This is a genomic window from Aeromonas sp. 25-248 (genome assembly GCF_053005425.1).
Map to the genome: position 1 here is coordinate 162,619 of NZ_JBRKTB010000006.1, position 13,769 is coordinate 176,387.

The following is a 13,769-nucleotide window of genomic DNA, read 5'->3' on the forward strand; positions in this document are numbered from 1 at the left end:
TCTGCCCCGCACCGCGTGAGGCGAGGCAGACGGGGATCAATGCAGGTTGGGTCCCAGCCAGCGTTCGGCCTCTGCCAGGGTCATCCCCTTGCGCATGGCGTAGTCTTCCACCTGATCCTGCTGGATCTGGGCCACGGCGAAGTATTTGCTCTCGGGGTGGGAGAAGTACCAGCCGGATACCGCCGCCCCCGGCCACATGGCGTAGGACTCGGTGAGCTGCATACCGATGGCCTGCTCCACCCCCAGCAGCTCCCAGATGCTCCCCTTCTCGGTGTGCTCCGGGCAGGCCGGGTAGCCCGGCGCCGGACGTATCCCCTGGTAATTTTCGCGGATAAGCTCTTCGTTGCTGAGCGCCTCGTCCGGGGCATAGCCCCAGTGCACTTTGCGCACCTGCTCGTGGAGGTATTCGGCAAAGGCCTCGGCGAGGCGATCGCACACCGCCTGGATGAGAATGGCGTTGTAGTCGTCGTGGTCCGCCTTGTAGGCCTTGGCGATGGCCTCCTCGCCGATGCCGCCGGTCACCGCGAAGGCGCCGATCCAGTCGGGCTTGCCGCTCTCCTTCGGCGCCACATAGTCCGCCAGACAGTAGTTGGGGAAGCCCTGCTTCTCGCTCTGCTGGCGCAGGTGGTGCAGCACCTTGCGCACCTGGGTGCGGGTCTCGTCGGTGTAGACCTCGATGCTGTCCCCCACGGCGTTGGCGGGGAACAGGCCGACGATACCGGCGCAGCGCACGCTCTGATCCTTCTCCAGCTGATCCAGCATGGCGTTGGCGTCGGCGTAGAGGCGCGTCGCCTCCTCCCCCACGACGTCATCCTCCAGAATGCGGGGGAACTTGCCCGCCAGCTCCCAGCTCAGGAAAAACGGCGTCCAGTCGATGTAGGGACGCAGCACTGAAATGGGTACGTTTTCGAAGGTCTGCACGCCGGGCTCCCGGGGCGCCGGGGGCTCATAGCCCACCCAGTCCAGCTGATGGCGGTTGGCGCGGGCATGGGCCAGGCTGACCGGCTTGGAGCGCGGCTGCTTGCGGGCATGCTGATCCCGGGCAATCTCGTACTCCTTGTCGATGCGGGCGACGAAGGCGGGCTTGAGCTCCGGGCTCAGCAGGCTCTGGGCCACCCCCACGGCGCGGGAGGCGTTGGAGACATAGACCACGGGCTCGGAGTAGTTCTGCTCTATCTTCACCGCGGTGTGGGCCTTGGAAGTGGTGGCTCCGCCGATGAGCAGCGGCAGCTTGAACCCCTGACGCTCCATCTCTTTGGCCACGTGCACCATCTCGTCCAGGGACGGAGTGATGAGGCCCGACAGGCCGATGATGTCGGCGTTCACTTCCCGGGCCGTCTTGAGGATGGTCTCGCAGGAGACCATGACCCCGAGATCCACGATCTCGAAGTTGTTGCACTGGAGCACCACCCCGACGATGTTCTTGCCGATGTCGTGCACGTCACCCTTGACGGTGGCCAGCACGATTTTGCCGTTGCTGGAACCGCCGGACTTCTCCGCCTCGATGTAGGGTTGCAGGTAGGCCACCGCCCGCTTCATCACCCGGGCCGACTTCACCACCTGGGGCAGGAACATCTTGCCGGCGCCGAACAGATCGCCCACCACGTTCATGCCATCCATCAGCGGCCCCTCGATGACGTGCAGCGGCTTCTCGGCCTGGGCGCGCGCCTCCTCGGTGTCCTCCTCGATAAAGTCGGTGATCCCCTTGACCAGGGCGTGTTCGAGCCGCTTGCCCACCGGCCAGCTGCGCCACTCCTGATCCCGCGGATCCTCAGCCTGGGCACCCGCGCCGCGATACTTCTCTGCGATGGCCAGCAGCGCCTCGGTGGCGTTGTCGTTGAGGTTCAGCACCACCGCCTCGACCTTCTCTTTGAGCTCGGCCGGGATGTCTTCGTAGATGGCAAGCTGGCCCGCGTTGACGATCCCCATGTCCATGCCGTTCCTGATGGCGTGGTAGAGGAAGACAGCGTGGATGGCTTCGCGCACCGGCTCGTTGCCACGGAAGGAGAAGGAGACGTTGGAGACACCGCCGGAGATCATGGCGTGGGGCAGGTGTGTTTTGATGTCCTTCACCGCTTCGATGAAGTCCACCGCGTAGTTGTTGTGCTCGTCGATGCCGGTCGCCACCGCGAAGATGTTGGGGTCGAAGATGATGTCTTCCGGCGGGAAGCCGACGCGGTCCACCAGAATGCGGTAGGCGCGCTGGCAGATCTCGAACTTGCGGGCCCGGGTATCGGCCTGGCCCACCTCGTCGAACGCCATGACGATGACGGCGGCGCCGTAGCGGCGCAGCAGTTTCGCCTGCTCGATGAATTTGTCCTCCCCCTCCTTCATGGAGATGGAGTTGACCACCGGCTTGCCCTGCACGCACTTGAGGCCCGCCTCCAGCACCTCCCACTTGGAGGAGTCGATCATCACCGGCACCCGGGCGATGTCCGGTTCCCCGGCGATGAGGTTCAGGAAGCGCACCATGGCCGCCTTGGCGTCCAGCATCCCCTCATCCATGTTGATGTCGATGATCTGGGCGCCGTTTTCCACCTGCTGCTTGGCCACATCCAGCGCCTCGTCGTAGAGCCCTTCTTTTATCAAGCGCTTGAACTTGGCCGAGCCGGTGACGTTGGTCCGCTCACCCACGTTCACGAACATGGAGTCCGCCGTGATGATGAGAGGCTCCAGGCCCGACAACCGGCAGGCTACCGGCAGATCCGGCAGGGCGCGGGGCTTGATGCCCGCCACGGCGTCCGCCATGGCGCGGATGTGGGTCGGGGTGGTGCCGCAGCAGCCGCCCACCAGGTTGAGAAAGCCGCTCGAAGCCCACTCGCGGATATGCTCCGCCATCTCGACCGCGTCCAGATCGTACTCGCCAAACGCATTGGGCAGACCGGCGTTGGGGTGGGCGCTGACATGGGTCTCGCTGATGCGGGAGAGCTCCTCCACGTACTGGCGCAGCTCGTCCGGCCCCAGCGCACAGTTGAGGCCGAAGGAGACCGGTTTGACGTGGCGAAGGGAGTGGTAGAAGGCCTCGGTGGTCTGGCCCGAGAGGGTACGACCGGAGGCGTCCGTGATGGTGCCGGAGATCATCACCGGCAGGCTGTAACCCAGCTCCTCGAACACCAGGTCCACCGCGAAGGCGGCCGCCTTGGCGTTGAGGGTGTCGAAGATGGTCTCGATCAGGATGATGTCGGCACCGCCCTCGATGAGGGCGTGGGTCGATTCGGTGTAGGCGGCCACCAGCTCGTCATAGGTGACGTTGCGCTTGCCCGGGTCGTTCACGTCCGGCGAGATGGAGGCGGTACGGTTGGTGGGACCCAGAACCCCTGCCACAAAGCGCGGCTTGGCTGGGTCTTTGGCCGTCCACTCGTCCGCCACGGCGCGGGCCAGGCGGGCTGCCTCCCGGTTTATCTCGGCCGAGAGCGCTTCCATCTCGTAGTCCGCCATGGCGATGCGGGTGGCGTTGAAGGTGTTGGTCTCGAGGATGTCGGCCCCGGCGGCACAATACTGGTCGTGGATCTCGCGAATGACGGCGGGACGGCTCAACACCAGCAGGTCGTTGTTGCCCTTGATGTCGGTATGCCAGTCGGCAAACCGCTCCCCCCGATAGTCCGCCTCACCGAGTTTGTAACCCTGGATCATGGTGCCCATGGCCCCGTCGATGATCAGGATCCGCTCCTTGAGACAGGCTTCCAGCCTGGTTGTGACATCCGCTTTCTTGTTCGACTCTCTGCTCGACACCGCTCGTACCCCTTACATCCATGCAACTGCGTGATGCCCATCCTAGCAGCAATCAAATTAAATGGAAATCTAGCCGTCTATCTGTCCGTGGTGACGATTAAATATAACCATAAATAGGTAATGAGCATGATCTAACCCGGGAGTACCCTATGCCCGTCCTCAAGAGGGATACGTGCTTGCTGTTTACCAAAGAGAAAAATAACTATGAGCGTCTACTACACACTCTGCTTCCTGGCAGCGTTGGCGATCTTCATCGCCTTTGCCAACCAGTATGTTGTGAAGATCCAGACCACCATCGCCATCACTGCGGGCTCCATGCTGATCTCCGCACTGCTGGTGCTGTTTGGCAAACTGGGTTGGTTCAATCTGGAGCCTCTCGCCATCAAGACCATGGAGAGCATCGACTTCCAGAACTTCCTGTTGAAGGGGATCCTGGGCTTCCTGCTGTTCGCCGGCGGCCTTGGCATCAACCTCAAGGCGTTGCGTAGCCAGAAGTGGGAAATCACCATTCTGGCCATAGCCGCCACCCTGCTCTCCACCTTCCTCATCGGCTACGGCTTCTGGTTCATCGCCAAGCTGCTGGGCTGGGATGTGCCGCTGGTCTACTGCATGTTGTTCGGTGCCCTGATCTCCCCCACCGACCCCATTGCCGTACTGGCCATCGTCAAGAAGATGAAGGCGCCACCCCAGATCGCCATCCAGATCGAGGGGGAATCCCTGTTCAACGACGGTGTCGGTCTGGTCATCTTCGCCACCGTGTTTGCCGTGGCCTTTGGCGGCGTGGAACCCACCTTCGGCAGCGTGGCCGGTCTTTTCCTGCATGAGGCTCTCGGCGGCATCCTGTTCGGGGCCGTGCTGGGTCTCATCGCCCACGTGATGATCAGCGCCACCGACGACGGCTCCCTGGAGCTGCTGCTGACCCTCTGCATCCCGACCGCGGGCTTCGCCTTCGCCAACATGATCGGCGTCTCCGGCGCCCTGGCCATGGTGGTGACCGGCATCATGATCGGCAACTGGACCCGTCATTCCGGCTTCTCCGAGCAGAGCCAGCACCACCTGGATCACTTCTGGGAGTTGATGGATCAGTTCCTCAACGCCCTGCTGTTCCTGCTGATCGGTCTGGCACTGGTGCTGCTGGACCTCGACTGGCGCGACTGGATCCTGCTGGTCATCGCGGTGCCGCTCTGCCTGGCTGCCCGCTTCATCAGCGTCTCCCTGCCCTATGTGACGTTCCGCAAGTTCCGCAGCTACAACACCTTCTCGGTGCGCATCCTCACCTGGGGCGGCCTGCGTGGCGGTCTGGCCATGGCCATGGCCCTGGCACTGCCATCCGGTGTCATGATGATCCCGGAGCACAACGTCGATCTGCGCCAGGTGATCCTGGTGATGACCTACTCGGTGGTGATGTTCTCCATCGTGGTACAGGGCATGACCATTACCCCCATGATCACCGCCGCCAAGAAGGCCTGCGGCGACGCCTGAGCCCGTCCCTGACCGGCAATGAAAAGGGCTCCCTCGGGAGCCCTTTTGCCGTCCCCGTGGCCGTGAAAAACAGGGAATGACTGGGTGAACGCACAATTAGTGTTTGCTTTTTACACATTTCGAGGAGAGAATGCGCGCCGGCTAGTTAATCAGCCCTGATTATGTTCGCAATGCTTCACCTCACGATGAATCCTGCCAGTACCCGCATAACCTTCTTCTGATTTACTCGCCTTGAGAACCGTTCAGGCTGTCTGCCTGCGTTGCCCGGCTCTCACGGTGCAGACCCGATCTGCCCACTCCCAAGTAGCATCATGCATCCGCATGGTCCTTGGCGCCTTCCTTGAAAGTGCAGACGCCCCTGAACCGGGCTGGGTATTCCTGCGCGCTCGTCCGCCATCGTGCTGACCGCGCCCATTGACCTGACATTTGCCAATACAAGGAGCAAACACTTAATTTATATAGAGAAATACCATGATGAAACACGTACAGATCCGCAAACCCCTGCGTCGCAGCAAACCCATCAACCTGCCCGTGCAAGAGCACGACGACGATGCGTTCCTGATCCAGTTCAGCACCCGCTTCAGCGGCGGCTTCGCCATCTCCTGTGATGGCATCGCCGGCGAGTTCTCCATCGAAGAGCTCAACTGACTTTGCCTGCCCAGGCAGCGCCCGATGCAGACAGGCCGCAACTCACGGCGGCCTCCTTGCCTGACGTCATAGTCTGCATGACCCCGCTCCCAGAGCGGTGGCTAGACTCCGCAAGTCTCCTTGTCCGGCGCCTCCAGCAGCAGGCACTCCTCCTCGCCGGCTCCCAGCCTGACCCGTTTGCCCTGACTCAGCCCCAGCTTGGCGAGTAGCCGGACCGAGCGCTCATTGCCCGGGGTGACGATGGCGACCACCCGCTCGATGCCGAGCCGTTCGCGGCCATCTGCCATGGCCGCCCGCGCGGCCTCGATGGCATAGCCCTGGCCGCGCCAGGCGGGCAGGAAGGCATAGCCGATGTCTTCACAGGGCAGGGTATCGCGCTTGATCAGACCGCAGATGCCGAGCCTGGCCCCGTCTTCCCGCCGCACCACCAGATAGAGTCCGTGACCGTGGCGGGCATAACTGACCGCAGGCCCCTGCTGGATATAGTTTTCGGCATCCGCCAGGGTACGCACCCCGCGATCGCCGATGTAGCGGTGAAAATCACCATCGTTGAGCAGTTCGAGAATGAAGGGGGCATCGACAATGGTCAGTTCGCGCAGTTCCAGGCGCTCGGAGAGGATCATGACATGGGCTCGTTCGGCAGAGAGAGTGTCCAAGACTGCTCCCGCCCCGCTTCCTTGGCAAGACCCGGACGATATTTTCGCCCCCGGGAGCCGCGTCACCGCTATACTGCCCACCCCATGGAACAGGCAGGAGAACGGCCATGACCGATACCCCCGAATTTTTTGATGAAGAGACACTGCTGGAGATGGTGGAGAACCAGCTCGCCGACGGCCACCCCCTCCAGGTGAAAGCCACCCTGATGCGCCTGGTGATGAAGGGCACCCCGCGGGAAGAGGCGCTGCAATACATCGCCTGCGCCCTGGGCGCCGAACTCATGGCCATGGAAGCCGAACAGGGCCCCTTCAACCTCGTCCGTTACGGCGAGTTTCTCGACAGCCTGCCCGAGATGCCCTGGGCCGAATGACCCGGGCCGATTAGGCAAGCCCCGGCGCCAGCCATTATCATTACTGCCACCACCAATGACGGGAGTATGGGGATATGCGCTGGCAAGATCGCCGTGAGAGCAACAATGTGGAAGACCGGCGCCAGCAAGGCGGCGGCAACGGGGGTCGCGGCCTGCCCATCGGCGGCAAGGGGCGCCTGATCCTGCTGGTGGTGGTCATGGTGGCGGGGTACTACGGCGTGGACCTCGGCCCCCTGCTGCAGGATCCGGCCCCGCAGAGCCAGCCCCAGCGTCAGAACTCGTCCCAGGCTGCAAACGATCCCCTCGCCCGCTTCACCTCGGTGATGCTCGCCTCCACGGAGGACGCCTGGGGCGAGATGTTCCAGCAAAGCGGCAACCACTATCAGGCCCCCAGACTGGTGCTCTATCGCGGTGCGACCCGCACCGGCTGCGGCCAGGGGCAGTCGGTGATGGGGCCCTTCTACTGTCCGGCCGACAGCACCGTCTACATCGATCTCTCCTTCTATCAGGACATGCGCGACAAGCTGGGGGCCGACGGCGACTTCGCCCAGGGCTATGTGATCGCCCACGAGGTGGGCCACCACGTGCAGAACCTGCTCGGTATCTCCACCAAGGTGCGCCAGCAGCAACAGGGGCTGAGCCAGGTCGCCCAGAACCGGTTGTCGGTCAAGCTTGAACTGCAGGCGGACTGCTTCGCCGGGGTCTGGGGCCACTATATGGAAAAAGAGCAGGTGCTGGAGCGCGGCGATCTGGAAGAGGCGCTCAACGCCGCCCAGGCCATCGGCGACGACAGGTTGCAGCAGCAAGGTCAGGGCCGGGTCGTTCCCGACAGCTTCACCCACGGTACCTCGGCCCAGCGCCTCACCTGGTTCAAACGCGGTTTTGACAGCGGCAAGCCCGCCAGTTGCGACACCTTCGCCGCCCGCTGAAGGGGGCAAACGCAAAGGGGCCGATTCCTCACGGAGCCGGCCCCTTTCCTTTCTCACCCGAGGGGGTCTTCCCTCATTCGGGATCCTCCGCTAGCAGATCGGTGAAGACGAAGCCGTCTCGCAGCACCGTTTCCCCCACCCGGATGGGCAGGGGATGCAGGAACATGGGGCCGTCCCAGGCCAGGGTGTGAAACTCCCCGTTCTCGCCGCAGGGATCCACCCCGGCGGGCAGGGCAGCCAGGAAGGCCGGGCCAAATTCATGACCACCTAACCCGGCGTCCAGCTTGCCCGGATCCAGGGTGCAGACCCTGGCCTTGAGCCCGGCGTCGATCATCGCCTGCGCCAGCTCGGTCGTGTCGCTGCCCCAGAGCGGGAAGAGCGGCGTGATGCCGGTCCCCGCCAGTTGTCGCTCCCGATAGGCACGCACATCCTCAAGAAAGAGATCCCCGAACGCCATGTGGTGAATGTCCTTGGCCTGCACATCGGCGATGAAGCCCGTCATGATGCGCCCATACTCCTCGTTGCTGCAGGGCCAGGGCAGGTCGATGGTGGTCAGCGGCAAGCCCACGCACTCAGCCTGTGCCAACAACAACTGCTTGCGCACCCCGTGCATGGCCACCCGCTCGAACGCCTGGTTGAGGGTGGTGCACAGCCCCACCACCTCGATGGCCGGATCTTGGCGCAGGCGATGCAAGGCCCAGGCGCTGTCTTTTCCGCTGCTCCAGGAGAGCAGTACCTTTTTCTTCGTCATGATCTCTCCAGCTTCTTGCCGCACCGTGCTGCAAGACAGTGTTGCGAATTGTGCGATTTACATTGCGGGACACAAAAGCATACCCTCGTGGGTGAGCGTATCCCCGCAGCACACCGGGGAGAATAACTAAAAAAACGATGGGAAACATAAGGATATGAGTAAAGTCAGCACATCGCACGACCACGGTCGCCCCCTCAATCGACAGGATTACAAGACCCTGAGCCTGGCGGCGCTGGGCGGCGCCCTCGAATTCTACGACTTCATCATCTTCGTCTTCTTCGCCGTGGTCATCGGCGAGCTCTTCTTCCCGGCCGACATTCCCGAGTGGCTGCGCCAGTTCCAGACCTTCGGCATCTTCGCCGCCGGCTACCTGGCCCGCCCCCTGGGGGGCATCATCATGGCCCACTTTGGCGATCTCATCGGCCGCAAGCGGATGTTCACCCTCAGCATCATCCTGATGGCCTTGCCGACCTTGCTGATCGGCCTGCTGCCCACCTACGCCGTGCTCGGCATCGCCGCCCCCCTGCTGTTGCTGCTGCTGCGGATCCTGCAAGGGGCCGCCATCGGCGGGGAAGTCCCCGGTGCCTGGGTCTTCGTGGCCGAGCACGTGCCCGCCCGCCGGGTCGGTGTCGCCTGCGGCACCCTCACCGCAGGGCTGACCGCCGGCATCCTGCTCGGCTCCCTGGTGGCGACCGCCATCAACCGTGGCATGAGCCCGGGCGATGTGAGCGACTGGGGCTGGCGTCTGGCCTTCGTGCTCGGCGGCGTGTTCGGCATCGTCGCCATGTACCTGCGCCGCTGGCTGCACGAGACCCCGGTCTTCGCCGAGATGCAGGCCAACAAGTCCCTGGCCGAGGAGCTGCCCCTCAAGACGGTGCTGCGTGAACACAAGGGCAGCGTCGTCGTCTCCATGCTGCTGACCTGGCTGCTCTCCGCCGGCATAGTAGTGGTGATCCTGATGACCCCGACCTATCTGCAGAAGGTCCACGGCATCAGTCCGGCCGATGCCCTGACCGCCAACTCCCTGGCCATCGTCGCCCTCACCCTGGGCTGCATCGTCTATGGCCGCCTGATCGATGCCATCGGCAGCGGCCCTACCTTCATCCTGGGCTCCCTGCTGCTGGCCGGCGCCACTTATACCTTCTACCACAGCCTGGCAGCCGGCACGGATCAGCTGGTGCCCCTCTACATGCTGGCGGGCTTTGCGGTGGGGATCGTCGGCGCCGTGCCCTACGTCATGGTCAATGCCTTCCCGCCGGTGGTGCGCTTCTCCGGGCTGTCGTTCTCCTACAACGTGGCCTACGCCATCTTCGGCGGCCTCACCCCCATGCTGGTCACCCTCTGGATGAAGGAGGACGTGCTGGCCCCCTCCCACTATGTGGTCAGCCTGGCCGCCCTCGGTTTCGTGCTCGGCATCTGGCTCTGGCTGCGCCAGCGCGGCCAACGCCAGGCCACCCCGCAGGCCGCCTGATCCTTCCCAAGCAAGCCCCGCACTGTCGGGGCTTGTTCTTTGCGGATATCATCGACCGGGTGGCGGTCCGCTGCGGACCTGCCAGCTCACCCCAATCCGTCCATCTGCCCGAGGTCCACTATGTTCTTCCAGGTCGTCTTTCTCGCCTTGCTGGCCCTGCTGCCCATGGTCAACCCGCCCACCACGGCCACCCTGCTGCTGGGATTGAGCAAGGGCATGTCCCGCGAGCACATCCGCCGCCAGATCAACATGGCCGCCTTCTATCTGTTCGCCACCCTGTGCGTCAGCTTCTTCATCGGATCCTCCATCCTGGATCTGTTCGGGATCTCCATTCCCGGCCTGCGCCTGGCCGGTGGCCTCATCATCGCCTTCATCGGCTTTCGCATGCTGTTCCCCTCGCCGAACCAGTCTGCGGGGATCGAGGCCAACCAGAATATCGCCTTCGTGCCCCTCACCATGCCCAGCATGTGCGGACCCGGCACCATGGCGCTGGTGATCAGCGGCGCGGCCCAGATCGCCGAGCTGCCGGCCGAGACCGATCGCGTCGTCATCTATGCCGCCATGGTCACCGCCTTCGCCCTGATGAGCCTGATCAGCTGGGGTGTGCTCAAGCTGGCAGATCCCGTGTGCAAGATCCTGGGGGCCACCGGCATCGACGCCATGACCCGCATCATGGGTTTTCTGCTGGTGTGCATGGGTATGCAGTTCTGCATCAACGGCGTCAAGGAGGTGGCGCAGGATCCCGTCTTCCATGGCCAGGTGATGGAACAACCCGCTGCCGCCTTGCCGTCCCATGCCGGATCCACCACCCTCGATCATCTCGCCGTGCCGCGCCAGCCCTGATTGAAAACGGTGTCATTTTTCGTGCAAATCCCTCCTGATCTTGCGCCTGATCATATTGCCTTCATCTTGATGGGGTAGTCTGGTTTTTGTACAGGCAGGGTTCAGAAGGTTGCCGCTAGCGTGGCATGTGCTGAGCCCATCACTTGAGGAGATATGCAAATGGAAAAGATGCTGACCGAGATTGGAAGCTACAGCCTGTTTCATGAGTATCTGAACGTGGTCGGTGCCGCCAGCCCCGCGCTGACCCGGATCAAGACAGGATGGGAGTTCAAGCGAAAGGATCGCCTGCTCGCCCAGATAAGGGTGGATGACCACGGCCACGCCCGCTTCTTCATCGACGCCCGCGCCATTTCGGTCAACTGACCCGACCCCTTTCCCAGCCCCGGCGCCGGGCCGGGGTTTACAAAGGTGTATGACCTTACTGGGTACCGCCCACGGTGAGCTGATCCAGCTTGAGGGTGGGCTGGCCGACGCCGACCGGCACGCTCTGCCCCTCCTTGCCGCAGACCCCGACCCCGCGATCCAGCGCGAGATCACGGCCCACCATGGAAACCTGGCTCATCGCCTCGGGGCCGTTGCCGATCAGGGTCGCCCCCTTGATGGGCGCGGTGATCCTGCCATCCTCGATCAGGTAGGCCTCGGAGGCGGAGAAGACGAACTTGCCGGAGGTGATGTCCACCTGGCCGCCGCCGAAGTTGGGGGCATAGATCCCCTTCTTCACCGAAGCGATGATTTCGGCCGGATCGTACTGACCCGCCAGCATATAGGTGTTGGTCATGCGCGGCATCGGCAGGGCGGCGTAGGATTCGCGGCGGCCGTTGCCGGTGAGCGGCACCCCCATCAGGCGGGCATTCTGCTTGTCCTGCAGGTAACCCTTGAGGATGCCGTTCTCGATCAGCACGTTGTAACCGCCCGGCGTCCCCTCGTCGTCGATGGAGACGGAGCCGCGCCGACCCGGCAGGGTGCCGTCATCGACGATGGTGCAGTGTTTGGAAGCCACCTGCTCGCCGATGCGCCCGGCAAAGGCGGAGGAGCCCTTGCGGTTGAAGTCCCCCTCCAGACCGTGACCCACCGCCTCGTGCAGCAGCACACCGGGCCAGCCGGCACCGAGCACCACCGGCATGGTGCCGGCCGGGGCGTCGATGGCCTCCAGGTTGACCAGCGCCTGGCGTACCGCTTCGCGCACATAGCCAAACGCCCGGCTCTCGAGCCCGTCCAGCTCGAGGAAATGGTCGTAACCGAAGCGGCCACCGCCCCCCGCGCTGCCGCGCTCACGGCGATCCCCCTTCTCGGCGATGACGGTCACCGAGAGGCGCACCAGGGGGCGCACGTCGGCGGCCAGGGTGCCATCGGTGGCGGCCACCAGGATCTCTTCATAGACCCCGCTGATGGAGGCCATCACCTGATTGATGGCGGGATCCAGACTTCTGGCGAACTTGTCCATCTGCTCCAGCAGGGCAATTTTCTGCTGCTTGTCGAGGGTCTGCAGGGGATCCAGCGCCGGGTAGAGCAGGTTTGCTTCGGTGCGAGCCCATGCTTTTACCTTGCCCTGCGCACCGGCGGCGGCGATGCCGCGAGCGGCAGTCACCGACTGTTGCAGCGCCAGCAGGCTCAGCTCGTCCGAGTAGGCGAAACCGGTCTTCTCGCCGCTGACGGCGCGCACCCCCACCCCCTGATCGATGTTGTAGCTGCCATCCTTGACGATGCCGTCCTCCAGCATCCAGGACTCGTGCCAGCTGCGCTGGAAATAGAGGTCGCCGAACTCCACCTGATGGCTCATCAGGCTGCCGAGCAGCTGTTGCAGCCGCCCTTCGTCGAGATCGTTCGGGGCCAACAGGGAGGCACTAACCTGGCTCAATAGACTCAAATCTTTCTCTCCACTCTCATGCGAGATGTCGTAACGGTTAAATCCACGGCCGCGGGCTCACAGCAGGCGGGCGTGTTGCAGCACCGGCATGGTGCGTTTCAATTCATCGATCAGGGCCCCATCCAGCGGCGCCAGCACTGTGCCCTGCCCCGACGCCCGGCAGGCCAGCACCCGGCCCCAGGGGTCGATCACCATGCTGTGGCCCCAGGTCTGGCGCCCCGTCTCGTGGGTGCCCCCCTGGTTGGCGGCCACCACGTAGCACTGGTTCTCGATGGCACGGGCCCGCAGCAGGGGCTCCCAGTGCGCCTCGCCGGTGACGGCGGTAAAGGCGGCAGGCACCAGCAGCACCCGGGCACCGGCCAGGGCCAACTGGCGGTACAGCTCGGGAAAGCGCAGATCATAACAGATAGAGAGGCCGAGGGGACCAAAGGGGGAGTCCACCAGCACAGGCTGATCACCCGGGCTGAAGGTCTCCGACTCCCGGTAGCGGCCGTGATTGTCCGCCACGTCCACGTCGAACAGGTGGATCTTGTGGTAGTGCCCCTTGAGCTCGCCGTCGGGATCGAACACCAGGGTGCTGGTGTGGATGTGCTCGGCACCGGCGATGGCGGTGGGCATGGCCCCGGCCACCAGCCAGATGCCGTGGGATTTGGCCCAATCAGAGAGTTGCTGCTGGATTGGGCCATTGCCCAATGGCTCTGCCCCGTCCAGATACCCCTGCCGCTCGCCAAAGAGGGCGAAGTTTTCCGGCAGCAGCACCAGCAAGGGGCGCTCCCCGGGCAGACTCGCCAGCTCGGCGGCGATCCGCTTCCGGTTATCCTGCCAGGTACGACCCGAAATCAACTGCATGGCGGCTAGCCACATGACGCGCTCCTTCTGTTGGGCGAGCCGGTGGCACAAGGCCTCCTCGGCTCGCAGGGCAATATCCGCACTCATCTGTTGGGCGAACCGGTGACCGGTGACACAAGGCCTCCTCGGCTCGCGGGGCAATATCCGCACTCTTCTGTTGGGCGAGCCGG

The 13,769-nt window shown here is 63.8% G+C and carries 12 protein-coding genes; 7 read left to right on the forward strand and 5 right to left on the reverse strand.

Annotation, left to right across the window (positions count from 1 at the left end):
• Positions 1–36 precede the first annotated feature (36 nt).
• The gene (gene metH, locus ACVDHI_RS11265) at positions 37–3,732 is read right to left on the reverse strand and encodes a methionine synthase (protein WP_447212097.1); all 3,696 of its coding nucleotides are present in this window, start codon (positions 3,730–3,732) and stop codon (positions 37–39) included.
• Between the two features lie 204 nt (positions 3,733–3,936).
• On the opposite strand from metH, the gene ACVDHI_RS11270 reads away from it, so the two are divergent.
• Complete coding sequence (locus ACVDHI_RS11270) at positions 3,937–5,214, forward strand: cation:proton antiporter (RefSeq protein WP_041214319.1); 1,278 nt, start codon at positions 3,937–3,939, stop codon at positions 5,212–5,214.
• 471 nt (positions 5,215–5,685) lie between these two features.
• Positions 5,686–5,862 carry a hypothetical protein gene (locus ACVDHI_RS11275; protein ID WP_010672653.1) on the forward strand — a complete coding sequence of 59 codons (177 nt, stop codon included), beginning with the start codon at positions 5,686–5,688 and terminating at the stop codon, positions 5,860–5,862.
• Between the two features lie 101 nt (positions 5,863–5,963).
• On the opposite strand, the gene ACVDHI_RS11280 is transcribed toward ACVDHI_RS11275, so the two are convergent.
• On the reverse strand, positions 5,964–6,485 hold the full coding sequence (locus ACVDHI_RS11280; RefSeq protein ID WP_010672652.1) for a GNAT family N-acetyltransferase: 522 nt from the start codon (positions 6,483–6,485) through the stop codon (positions 5,964–5,966).
• Between the two features lie 140 nt (positions 6,486–6,625).
• Between ACVDHI_RS11280 and ACVDHI_RS11285 the strand changes: the two genes are divergently transcribed.
• Both ACVDHI_RS11285 and ypfJ read left to right on the forward strand, forming a co-directional pair.
• Complete coding sequence (locus tag ACVDHI_RS11285) at positions 6,626–6,889, forward strand: hypothetical protein (RefSeq protein WP_039040440.1); 264 nt, start codon at positions 6,626–6,628, stop codon at positions 6,887–6,889.
• A gap of 74 nt (positions 6,890–6,963) precedes the next feature.
• A complete protein-coding gene (gene ypfJ / locus ACVDHI_RS11290) occupies positions 6,964–7,818 on the forward strand; it encodes a KPN_02809 family neutral zinc metallopeptidase (RefSeq protein ID WP_042864556.1) in 855 nt (284 codons plus the stop codon).
• A 73-nt stretch (positions 7,819–7,891) separates the two neighbouring features.
• On the opposite strand, the gene ACVDHI_RS11295 is transcribed toward ypfJ, so the two are convergent.
• A complete protein-coding gene (locus ACVDHI_RS11295) occupies positions 7,892–8,569 on the reverse strand; it encodes a Dph6-related ATP pyrophosphatase (RefSeq protein WP_447212098.1) in 678 nt (225 codons plus the stop codon).
• 154 nt (positions 8,570–8,723) lie between these two features.
• Between ACVDHI_RS11295 and ACVDHI_RS11300 the strand changes: the two genes are divergently transcribed.
• From ACVDHI_RS11300 to ACVDHI_RS11310, 3 genes are all read left to right on the forward strand, one after another.
• The gene (locus ACVDHI_RS11300) at positions 8,724–10,040 is read left to right on the forward strand and encodes an MFS transporter (RefSeq protein ID WP_039040437.1); all 1,317 of its coding nucleotides are present in this window, start codon (positions 8,724–8,726) and stop codon (positions 10,038–10,040) included.
• Positions 10,041–10,160: 120 nt separating this feature from the next.
• Positions 10,161–10,883, forward strand: a complete 723-nt coding sequence (locus ACVDHI_RS11305) for a MarC family NAAT transporter (RefSeq protein WP_447212099.1) — start codon at positions 10,161–10,163, stop codon at positions 10,881–10,883.
• Between the two features lie 159 nt (positions 10,884–11,042).
• Complete coding sequence (locus tag ACVDHI_RS11310; RefSeq protein ID WP_041212219.1) at positions 11,043–11,246, forward strand: hypothetical protein; 204 nt, start codon at positions 11,043–11,045, stop codon at positions 11,244–11,246.
• Positions 11,247–11,301: 55 nt separating this feature from the next.
• On the opposite strand, the gene tldD is transcribed toward ACVDHI_RS11310, so the two are convergent.
• Both tldD and ACVDHI_RS11320 read right to left on the reverse strand, forming a co-directional pair.
• Entirely contained in the window at positions 11,302–12,750 is a 1,449-nt protein-coding gene (gene tldD / locus ACVDHI_RS11315; protein WP_041212218.1) for a metalloprotease TldD, read from the reverse strand.
• Between the two features lie 57 nt (positions 12,751–12,807).
• A complete protein-coding gene (locus ACVDHI_RS11320; protein ID WP_447212100.1) occupies positions 12,808–13,614 on the reverse strand; it encodes a carbon-nitrogen hydrolase family protein in 807 nt (268 codons plus the stop codon).
• Positions 13,615–13,769: the final 155 nt, after the last annotated feature.

Coding starts and splice junctions, on each gene's coding strand:
- ACVDHI_RS11270 (WP_041214319.1), top strand. CDS start 3,937: ATGAGCGTCTACTACACACTCTGCTTCCTGGCAGCGTTGGCGATCTTC.
- ACVDHI_RS11275 (WP_010672653.1), top strand. CDS start 5,686: ATGATGAAACACGTACAGATCCGCAAACCCCTGCGTCGCAGCAAACCC.
- ACVDHI_RS11280 (WP_010672652.1), bottom strand. CDS start 6,485: ATGATCCTCTCCGAGCGCCTGGAACTGCGCGAACTGACCATTGTCGAT.
- ACVDHI_RS11285 (WP_039040440.1), top strand. CDS start 6,626: ATGACCGATACCCCCGAATTTTTTGATGAAGAGACACTGCTGGAGATG.
- ypfJ (WP_042864556.1), top strand. CDS start 6,964: ATGCGCTGGCAAGATCGCCGTGAGAGCAACAATGTGGAAGACCGGCGC.
- ACVDHI_RS11295 (WP_447212098.1), bottom strand. CDS start 8,569: ATGACGAAGAAAAAGGTACTGCTCTCCTGGAGCAGCGGAAAAGACAGC.
- ACVDHI_RS11300 (WP_039040437.1), top strand. CDS start 8,724: ATGAGTAAAGTCAGCACATCGCACGACCACGGTCGCCCCCTCAATCGA.
- ACVDHI_RS11305 (WP_447212099.1), top strand. CDS start 10,161: ATGTTCTTCCAGGTCGTCTTTCTCGCCTTGCTGGCCCTGCTGCCCATG.
- ACVDHI_RS11310 (WP_041212219.1), top strand. CDS start 11,043: ATGGAAAAGATGCTGACCGAGATTGGAAGCTACAGCCTGTTTCATGAG.
- ACVDHI_RS11320 (WP_447212100.1), bottom strand. CDS start 13,614: ATGTGGCTAGCCGCCATGCAGTTGATTTCGGGTCGTACCTGGCAGGAT.